Source organism: Streptomyces sp. SID14478 (assembly GCF_010548525.1).
Lineage (GTDB): Bacteria > Actinomycetota > Actinomycetes > Streptomycetales > Streptomycetaceae > Streptomyces.
Genome location: NZ_JAAGMG010000673.1, coordinates 1 through 7,630, shown reverse-complemented (window position 1 = coordinate 7,630; position 7,630 = coordinate 1). Strand labels below are relative to the sequence as shown.

The 7,630-nt window shown below is 72.8% G+C and carries 7 protein-coding genes and 1 pseudogene; 1 reads left to right on the top strand and 7 read right to left on the bottom strand.

Going from position 1 to position 7,630, the window contains the following annotated elements; all coding sequences use genetic code 11:
- The 6 genes and pseudogenes from G3I40_RS22335 to G3I40_RS22310 form a co-directional block, all read right to left on the bottom strand.
- Positions 1-215, bottom strand: a pseudogene (locus G3I40_RS22335) (thioesterase); the annotation flags it as partial.
- Positions 216-292: 77 nt separating this feature from the next.
- On the bottom strand, positions 293-1,114 hold the full coding sequence (locus tag G3I40_RS22330) for an AfsR/SARP family transcriptional regulator (RefSeq protein ID WP_164303914.1): 822 nt from the start codon (positions 1,112-1,114) through the stop codon (positions 293-295).
- Between the two features lie 239 nt (positions 1,115-1,353).
- Positions 1,354-2,178, bottom strand: a complete 825-nt coding sequence (locus G3I40_RS22325; protein ID WP_164303913.1) for a 4'-phosphopantetheinyl transferase superfamily protein — start codon at positions 2,176-2,178, stop codon at positions 1,354-1,356.
- Between the two features lie 13 nt (positions 2,179-2,191).
- Entirely contained in the window at positions 2,192-2,929 is a 738-nt protein-coding gene (locus tag G3I40_RS22320) for an acyl carrier protein (protein ID WP_164303912.1), read from the bottom strand.
- Positions 2,930-2,986: 57 nt separating this feature from the next.
- Positions 2,987-3,622 carry a ScbR family autoregulator-binding transcription factor gene (locus G3I40_RS22315; protein ID WP_164303911.1) on the bottom strand — a complete coding sequence of 212 codons (636 nt, stop codon included), beginning with the start codon at positions 3,620-3,622 and terminating at the stop codon, positions 2,987-2,989.
- A gap of 51 nt (positions 3,623-3,673) precedes the next feature.
- Positions 3,674-4,504 (bottom strand): AfsR/SARP family transcriptional regulator, encoded by an 831-nt coding sequence (locus tag G3I40_RS22310; RefSeq protein WP_164303910.1) that lies wholly within the window; start codon positions 4,502-4,504, stop codon positions 3,674-3,676.
- Positions 4,505-4,939: 435 nt separating this feature from the next.
- Between G3I40_RS22310 and fdxA the strand changes: the two genes are divergently transcribed.
- Positions 4,940-5,260, top strand: a complete 321-nt coding sequence (gene fdxA / locus G3I40_RS22305; protein ID WP_164303909.1) for a ferredoxin — start codon at positions 4,940-4,942, stop codon at positions 5,258-5,260.
- Between the two features lie 16 nt (positions 5,261-5,276).
- On the opposite strand, the gene G3I40_RS22300 is transcribed toward fdxA, so the two are convergent.
- A partial coding sequence (locus G3I40_RS22300) for a condensation domain-containing protein (RefSeq protein WP_164303908.1) occupies positions 5,277-7,630 on the bottom strand: 2,354 nt, incomplete at its 5' end.

Sequence of the window (7,630 nt, the reverse complement as noted above, 5' to 3'; positions counted from 1 at the left end):
GGGGTGTCGGCCTCGGTGAAGTGGTCCAGCATGTCGGTGAGCAGGTCCGCGCGCCCGGTCAGCCGCGGCTCGCGGCGCCGGCTGTCGCGGCCGGGCAGCAGGTGCGGCACGGTCCGCGCGTGGGGACCCAGGTGGCGGCTCCAGCCGGCGAAGGCGGAGACGCCGGCCCCGGCGTGCGCGAAGCAGTGGACCGGTAGCGGCTGTGCGTCGGACATGCGGCGTACTCCTCGGGGTCGTACGGAACTCGCCGGTGGGGCGAGGCTGCCCGGGGCGCCTCGAAGGGCGCTCGGGCTCAGGCCGCGTACAGGTTGAAGGTGGAGCCGCGGCGCGGTCCGCAGATGACGTCGAGGGCCGGGTCGACGGCGAGCATCGCCTGGTGCAGGCGCTGCAGCTGGGGCGAGGGCTCGACGCCGAGTTCCTCGACGAGCCGCAGGCGCAGCTTGCGGTAGACGTCGAGGGCGGTGGCCTGGCGCCCCGAGCGGTAGAGGGCCACCATCGCCTGCGAGTGCAGCCCCTCGTGCTGGGGGTGACGGGCGATCAGGTCGGCGAGCTCCGCGATGACCTCGGAGTGCCGGCCCAGGCGCAGGTCGGCGTCGATGCGGCGCTCGACGGTGACCAGACGGCTCTCCTCCAGGCGCATCACCTCGATCTCCAGGATCGGCCCGGTGCTCACGTCCACCAGCGCGGTGCCCTCCCACATCCCGAGCGCCTCGCGGAACTGTGCGGCGGCGCCCTCGTCGTCGCCCGCCTCGAACGACACCTGCCCCGCGGTGATCAACTGCTCGTAGCGGTGCACGTCGACGCACTCGGGGGACACCTGCAGCAGGTATCCGCCGTGGCGGGTGGCGAGGACGTCCTTGGCGCTGCCGGGTGCGCCGGGCCCCATCGCCGTGCCCAGGCGCCGGCGCAGCTGCAGGATGTACGTCTGCAGGGTGGTCATTGCGCTCTGGGGCATGTTGCTGCCCCAGATCTCCTCCATGAGCGTGGACACGGGTACGACCCGGCCCGGATAGAACGACAACAGCGCGAGAATCTGCCTCGGTTTGCCGGCGGTCGGCACGATGGACACTCCGTTGACGTCGGCGCTCAACGGGCCCAGAACCTGAATCTGCACGGCTTCCTCCCCTTCCCGATCGAGTCCGGCGGTGGTTCGAAACCACCGGCGCGTCGCACCGTAGCTGTGTTCCGAGGGCTGCTCTGCGTATCTCCACCGCAGCTCAAGTCCCGCTCCACGAAGGCCAGTTGGCCGCCCATCAGGACGTTCTGCCGCAGCCGCGACGGGTGCGGGCAGCACGAGGGGTCCTCCGTCCACGGGGACGGAGGACTGGACCTCTTGCCTGGCCGGGTCACGCCCTAGGGGGCTCCCGCCGGTTGCGGCAGGAGCAGCTGCCGCGGTGCGCTCCGGCTCCAGGGGAAGCCGTGGTGCAGGTCGAGGACGGGCTCCTCGTCGGGGCTCGTCATGACGGTGACGGCGACGAGCACGCCGGGCTCGGGCTCCAGTTCGGCGAAGCGCCACTGTCCTGGGGGCTCGCCGTCGGGCGGCCGGAAGGCGCGCACGCCGCGGTCGTCGTCGAGCGTGAACACGAAGGAGTCGAAGGCGAGTCCGAGACCGAGGCCACGCGCCTTGGAGTACGCCTCCTTCAGCGTCCACAGCCGCAGGATCCTGCGATCGCGCGACCGGCCGGGGGCGGCCTCGGCCACCCAGGCGCTCTCCTCGGGCGCGAAGCTCTCCACGATGGCGTCGAGGGCGCGGTCGCGGTCGAGCCGTTCCACGTCGACGCCGATGCGATGGCGGCGCACCACGCCGAGCAGGTTGTACCCGCCGGCGTGCGACAGGTTGAAGTCCAGCTCGCGGCCGCCGCGCGGCAGCCCTTCCACGGGTTTGCGCAGGAAGGGCCGGCCCCGCGAGGAGCGCCAGAGCACGGCCTCCGCCTCGGGGATGCCGCTCTCCAGGGCGAGTACCCGGCGCACGAGCGCGTGCGCCACCAGGTACTGGCGCCGGTCACGGTCGAACAGGAAGCGCCCGGCCACCTCTTGTTCCTGTTCGTCCAGCCAGTTCGTCGCGAGAGTGGCGGCGATCCCCGGGGCGAGCGACTCGTTGGGGCAGAACCACAGCTTGACGGGCGCCACGGTCTGCGACACCCGCTCTCGCCGGTCCACCGGTGCGGGAGACGTCATGCGTGCGGCCGCCTCAGTCCTGGCGGGGCAGCAGCGTCATGGCCTGGTCCACGGTGACCCGCCCGTCACGCACCGCGTCGAGCAGTTCCTCCAGCGGCATCGGCCCGCCGGCCATGGCCTGTGCCACGGCGACCGGGTCCGGGCCCACGGGCAGCTGCGCGGCGATGTGAGCGGCCAGCGCGGTGAGGTCCGGGTGGTCGTACAGCACGCCGGGGCGCTCGCGCAGCCCGTACACGAGGTTGACGACGGAGACGAACTCCGCGGCCAGCTCGGTGTCCACGCCGAGCGCGGTGAAGGACTCGGCGGTGTCGATGTCCCACGGGTCGCAGCACAGGATGCGGGCGATCTCCTCGCGCAGCACGTCGAGGACGGGCGGCGCGGGCACGGAGACGGGGCACTGCGGTGCGGGCTCCATCGCGTGCGGCATCGGCGCCGCGACCGGGGGCGCCGCGGCGGGCATCGCGCCGAGCGGTGCCGTCTCGCGTGCCACGTACCGGGCGAAGTCCACCGGCGTGGGGTGGTCGATGAGGGCGGCGGGCTTGATCGCGGTGCCGTAGTGCACGTTGACGGTGGCCACGTACTCCACGGACAGCAGCGAGTCGACCCCGCACGTGCGGAAGGTCTGCTCCGGGTCGATCTTCTCCTGCTTGATGCGCAGGACGTCGGCGAGCATGCGCACGACCTGGGCGAGCACGTCCGCTTCGTGGGCGGCGGGCGCCGCCGTGAGGGCGAACTGTCGTTCACGGGGCATGGTGGGGCTCCAATGGTCCTTGGACTGTGTGGGGTGAGGTGTGGGCAGCCGCGCGGGTCAGGCGACGTCCACCGGGTCGCCGTCGGGCGCGTGGGTGCGGTACCGGTCGGCTTCGTGCGGCGGTACGAGCAGGGTGAGCAGGAGGTCCCACGACGCGGCGAGCCGTCGCGCGAGTTCGTCGGTCGGCAGTGCCTTGGCCACGGCGGCGAGTCCGCACACCGTCGCCCACAGCAGCGTCGCCGCTCCCTCGTCCCGGCCGGCGGGCCGCAGTTCGCCCGCCTCTGCGGCCTCCCGGAGCAGGCGCACGACCTCGCGGTTCCACACCCGGTGGAAGTCGGTGACCGGCGGTTCCCGGTCGACGCACTCGTGGGTGATCCGCAGTCCGGCGCCGACCACCGGGTCCTCGCGCAGTGCGCGGGACAGCCAGTGGGTCATGTCGATGAGTACCTGCACGGGTGAGGCGCCGGCGTCCTCCCTGCGCCGCAGGAAGTCCACGAGCCGCGCGCTGCCCTCTTCCTGCACCGCGTCGGCCAGCACGTCCTTGGAGGCGAAGTGGAAGTACAGCGCTCCCTTCGTCACGCCCGTGACCGCGACGATCCGCCCGAGTGTGGCACTGGCGTACCCGTGCTCGTTGAACATGCGCGCGCCCGCCTGGATCAGGTTGTGCCGTGTCCGTTCCGACCTGGCCTGCATCGCGGCTCATCTCTCCCGATTCTCAAGGGCCGTGAACACCGGGTGCGGGCGTCAGCCCACCCGGGTCAGCCGCTCGCGGTCGGTGCCCAGCGTCTCCGTGGTGTGCTCCGGGTTGGCCATCAAGATGGACCGCTGCAGTCGCCGCAGCCCGGAAGAGGGCTCAAGTCCCAGCTCCCGTACGAGAGTTGCCCGCAGCCGCTGGTACACGTCGAGGGCCTCGCTGCGGCGCCCGGAGCGGTGCAGGGCGAGCATGAACTGGGCGTGCAGGTTCTCGTGCGTGCGGTAGCGGCTGACCAGGACGGTCAGTTCGCCGAGGAGTTCGCGGTGCCGGCCGAGCCGCAGGTCGGCCTCGATGCGCTGGTCGAGCGCGCACAGCCGGGTCTCGTCCAGCCGCCTGGTCTGCATCTCCAGCTGCGGTCCCGCCTGTACGTCGGCGAGTGCGGAGCCGGTCCACAGCGCGAGGGCGTCGCCCAACTCGCGGGCCGCACGCGGGAAGTCACCGCCGTCCATGGCCCGGTAGCCGAGCCCGGCGAGCCGGTCGAACTCGCGGACGTCGCTGGACCCGCCGGAGGTGTGCAGCACATAGCCGCCCGGGGCGGTGGCGAGCACGTCCTTGGGCGTACGCGGCGCGGCGCCCTCCGGGTCCTTCTCCAGAGCCGTCGCGATCATCTCGCGCAGTTGCAGTACGTAGGTCTGCAGGGTGGTCCGCGCACTGCGCGGCGGGCAGTCCCCCCAGAGTTCCTCGATGAGCGAGGCCACGGGCACCACTTGGTCGGCGTGCAGGGCCAGCAGCGCCAGCACCTGTCGCGGCTTCGGTGCCCGCGGAGTCACCGAGACCCCGTTCTCCCTCACGGCCAACGTCCCCAGTACTTCGATGTCCACGCCGTATCCCCTCTTCGTGCATGAGTCATCAGTCGCCCGAGGCCGCTTCCAGGACCGTGTCTCGGTACCTAGAGTTAAAAACAGGGCGGACGGTTTGTCAATACCAAACCGTCCGCGCTGTTTTAATTGCCCCGCACGCACTCTCAAGAGCTCTTCCGGTGAAAGCGTAGGGGATCTAAGGCTTCAAATACGGTCATAGATACACGTATTGGCCGGATGTGTGCGCCGTAGCCACGCACCGAAGAGGCAAAATAAGAGACCTCACGGTCTGTTTCTTCGGTCTCCGTAGGAGGCACACCCCAAGCCTCCTGCCCCGCAGGCCGATCCGGGCTCTAGCTCGTCGCGAGTCCGGGTCGCTCGAATGACAGGGGCGGGCGCACTCGGAATGCGGCGGCACCCGCGTCCGCTTCCCGTCCGACGTCGAGGAGACGCCCCATGACGTACGTGATCGCGCAGCCCTGTGCCGACGTCAAGGACAAGGCCTGCATCGAGGAATGTCCCGTGGACTGCATCTACGAGGGTCCCCGCATGCTGTACGTCCACCCCGACGAGTGCGTGGACTGCGGCGCCTGCGAGCCGGTCTGTCCCGTCGAGGCGATCTTCTACGAGGACGATCTGCCGCAGGAGTGGGCCGCGTTCGGGCCCGCCGCCGTCGAGGTGTTCGACGAGTCGGGCTCAGCGGGCGGCGCCTGCGCGTCGGGGCCGCTGGGCAGCGACCACCCCGTGGTCGCGAGCCTCTCCCCCGCCTCCTCCTGACGCACGACCCGATCGCTCAGCCGTCGCCGGGCTGCCGGGCGTCCTCGCCCAGCAGGCGTGCCAGGTCGCCCGCCGCCTCGTCGGTCGCGGTGTCGGTCGTCAGCACGACGGTCCGGGTGCGGCAGCCGTCCGCCGCGAGGCGGCGGGCCGTCTCGTAGGCGCTTGCCCCGCCGCCCGAGAAGGCGACGAGCAGCAGGGGCCTGCCCGCCTCGGCCAGGGCGCGCAGCGCCCCGTGCCAGGACCGGGGCCCCTCCGGCGAGAGCCGCAGCAGGATCACCGTCTCCGGCCCCGCGTACTGCCGGGACAACCGGGCGTACCAGGCCCGGGGCACCCCCGGTGAGGGCACCAGGCAGATCACCCCGCCGCCGGCCTCCCCCTGACGCAGCGTCACGAAGGAGGGCCGGGCGACCGCCGTGACCGACAGCTCGTCCAGCAGTTCGGCGATGGGCGTCGACTCGTCGGCCTCGTAGGGCAGTTCACGCAGCAGGTCGGCGCAGTCGGTCAGCAGACCGGTGCCGTCCGCCAGCCGGGCGCGGTCGTGGATCACGGACAGCACCAGGCCGCCGGCCCCGTCGCGGCGCGAGACGAGCGTGACCGGGAAGGCGTTCGCGGCGCCCGTGGTCTCGGGGAACTCCATGCGGATGCCGTGCGCGGCGAACGAGGGCTCAAGCCGCCGCAGCGGGTCGAGCCCGCTCTCGAAGACGAGCAGGCTCTCGGTGGTCCGCTCGGGCCCGGGGGCCCCGTCCGGCACCGTCCCGGTCCAGTCGTGGATCTGACCGGCCGACACCCACTCGTACGAGGACAGGTCGATGGCCTGGTCGCGCAGCGTGGCCAACAGGTCGGGCACGGTGGCGGCGGGGTCGACCTCGACGGAGACGGGCAGCGAGTTGCGCAGGGCGCCGGGCAGGAGCTCGACACCCTCCAGCGGGATGCCGCGCCCGGAGACCGCCACGCTGAACCGCACCGGCAGCGAGCCGTCCGCTCCCGCGGCCCGGTAGAGCAGCAGCGCCCAGGCGGCCTGCAGCGCCCCGCTCTCCGTCGCGCCCCAGCGGGCGGCCCACGCGTCGAGGCGGGCGGCCTCGGCCGAGGTGAGCCGCACCCGTGCCCGCCCGGACCCCGTCTCCCAGGCGACGGGCGAGGCGGTGACACGTGCCGACACCGAGGCCGCGGGCCGCAGTTCGGAACGCAGCCAGAAGTCCCGTGCCGCGGCGAGGTCCTGGGTCTCGACCCAGCGTGCGTAGTCGCGTACGTCCGGACGCCGGTCGCCGCCCGGCAGCGGGCCGTCCGCCAGATAGGCGCGGCAGAACTCCGCCACGAGCAGGCGCACGCTCCAGGTGTCGAGCAGCGCCAGGTGGTACGTGAGCAGCACCCGCGTCGCCGGCACGCCCGTGCCGTCGTCCTCGGGCCCGTCGAGCAGGGTGATCCGCAACGGGCCGGGGGAGCGCGGATCGAGCCCGCGGTGCCGGTCGGCCACGAAGGCGTCGGGCCGGACGCCCGTGTAGGGCCTGTGCACCACCTGCGGCACGATCCGGTCATGGATGGTGATCATGGGGTCCGGGCCGTGGTCGAAGGCGGACCGCAGGGCGGCCTCCCGGTCGAAGACGCACTGCCAGGCCGCCGTGAAGCGGGCGAGGTCCAGCGGCCCGCGCCAGACCCAGCTGAGCTGCTCGATCTGCCGTCCGGTCCCGGGGTGCGCGTCGGCGTCGGCCAGCAGTTCGCGCTGCACGGGGGTGGCGGCGACGGTGCTCGTGGTGACGGGCGACGCGCCGGCGCCCCCCGTCAGTTCGTCGAGGACCTCCCGCAGCACGGCCAGCAGCCGGGCGGCGGACTCCTCACCTACGCCGTCGCGGGCGGCGGACAACCAGTCGAGCCCGACGCACAGCCGACCGCCGCGGATCCGGGCGTCGACGTCCAGCGCGTACGCACCGGTGGCCCGCTGCGGCCGCTCGGACGCGCGCACGCGCGCGTCCGGGGTGAAGCGCACCAGCACCGGCACGGGTTCGCGCAGGGCGAGCCGCAGCATCGGATCGGCTGCGTACTCGCGGCAGGCGCCGAACGCGCCGCGTCCCAGGTCGCCCAGGATCGTGGCGGTCCGGGCGACGAACTGGCGGGCGTTCTCGTCGCACCCGGCGTCGAGCAGCATCGGCTCGGTCTCGACGAGCGGCCCGACCGTGCGGGCGAGGGCCGGGCCGCCCTGCCGCCCGTCGACGCACACGTCGAAGGAGGCACGCTCGGTGCCGCGCCAGCGGATCAGGGCCAGACCCATGGCTCCGGTGAGCAGTTGGGCAGGGGTGAGGCCGAAGCGCCGGGGCACGGCACCCGTCAGCCGCCGGGTGGCCGCACGGCCCAGGGCGAAGCCGGGCAGGCGCC

Excerpts from the sequence above, each read along its gene's own strand:
- G3I40_RS22325 (WP_164303913.1), bottom strand. The coding sequence starts at position 2,178 with ATGACGTCTCCCGCACCGGTGGACCGGCGAGAGCGGGTGTCGCAGACC.
- G3I40_RS22320 (WP_164303912.1), bottom strand. The coding sequence starts at position 2,929 with ATGCCCCGTGAACGACAGTTCGCCCTCACGGCGGCGCCCGCCGCCCAC.
- G3I40_RS22315 (WP_164303911.1), bottom strand. The coding sequence starts at position 3,622 with ATGCAGGCCAGGTCGGAACGGACACGGCACAACCTGATCCAGGCGGGC.
- fdxA (WP_164303909.1), top strand. The coding sequence starts at position 4,940 with ATGACGTACGTGATCGCGCAGCCCTGTGCCGACGTCAAGGACAAGGCC.